Origin of the sequence: Dietzia sp. DQ11-38-2 (assembly GCF_014145055.1) — a bacterium.
Classification (GTDB): Bacteria; Actinomycetota; Actinomycetes; order Mycobacteriales; family Mycobacteriaceae; genus Dietzia.
This window is the reverse complement of the sequence record NZ_JAALDW010000471.1, coordinates 1-1,039: the sequence shown is the minus strand read 5'-3', so window position 1 is coordinate 1,039 and position 1,039 is coordinate 1. Positions and strand designations below refer to the sequence as shown.

Genomic DNA, 1,039 nt, shown 5'->3' with positions numbered 1-1,039 from the left:
GGCGTGTTCATCGGCTCGTCGTCCAGCGACTACCAGGTGTTCCTGACCTCCGACTCCGCCGCCGCCTCCCCCTACGCGGTCACCGGCGCCTCCAACTCGATCATCTCCAACCGGGTGTCGTACACGTTCGACTTCCGGGGTCCGTCGATGACCCTCGACACCGCGTGCTCCACCTCGCTCGTCGCGATCCACGAGGCCGTCAACTCCCTGCGGCTGCACGAGTCCGACCTGGCCGTGGCCGGCGGCGTCAACATGATGCTGGCACCCGCCGCCACCATGGGCTTCGCCAAGACCGGGGCCGCGCTCAGCCCCGACGGCCGCATCAAGGCCTTCTCCTCCGACGCCAACGGCATCTGCCGCGCCGAGGGCGGGGGACTGTTCATCCTCAAGCGCCTGTCCGAGGCCGAGCGGGACGGGGACGTGGTCCTCGCCGTCATCAAGGGTTCCGCGGTCAACTCCGACGGCCGCTCCAACGGGATGACCGCCCCCAACCCCGACGCGCAGGTCGCGGTGCTGCGCCAGGCCTACGCCGACGCCGGCGTGGACCCCAGGGAGGTCGACTACATCGAGGCCCACGGCACGGGCACCATCCTCGGCGACCCCATCGAGGCCACCGCGATCGGACAGGTGCTCGGCCGCGGCCGTGATGCCGACCGGCCGACCCTGCTGGGCTCGGCCAAGACGAATTTCGGTCACATGGAGTCGGCGGCCGGGGCGGCGGGCCTGGCCAAGATCATCCTCGGAATGGGTCACGACTCGCTCCCGCCCACCCTCAACTTCGCCGGGCCCAACCCGTACATCGACTTCGACGCCGCCCGGCTGAGCGTCGTCACGGAGAGTCGGCCGTGGCCCCGCTACAGCGGTCGGGCGTTGGCCGGTGTCTCCGGATTCGGGTTCGGCGGCACCAACGCCCACGTCGTGGTGGCCGAGTACCAGCCCGCGCCGATCGGTGCCGCGCGGACACCAGCCGCCGACGAACAGGCCGCCGACGAACAGGCTGCCGACGGTCAGGCCGACGGCAGCCGGGACGACGTGGCGC

1 protein-coding gene is annotated in these 1,039 nt (G+C 71.3%); it reads left to right on the top strand.

The window, feature by feature from the left end:
- A partial coding sequence (locus G6026_RS17575; protein ID WP_241728109.1) for a polyketide synthase occupies positions 1-1,039 on the top strand: 1,039 nt, incomplete at both ends.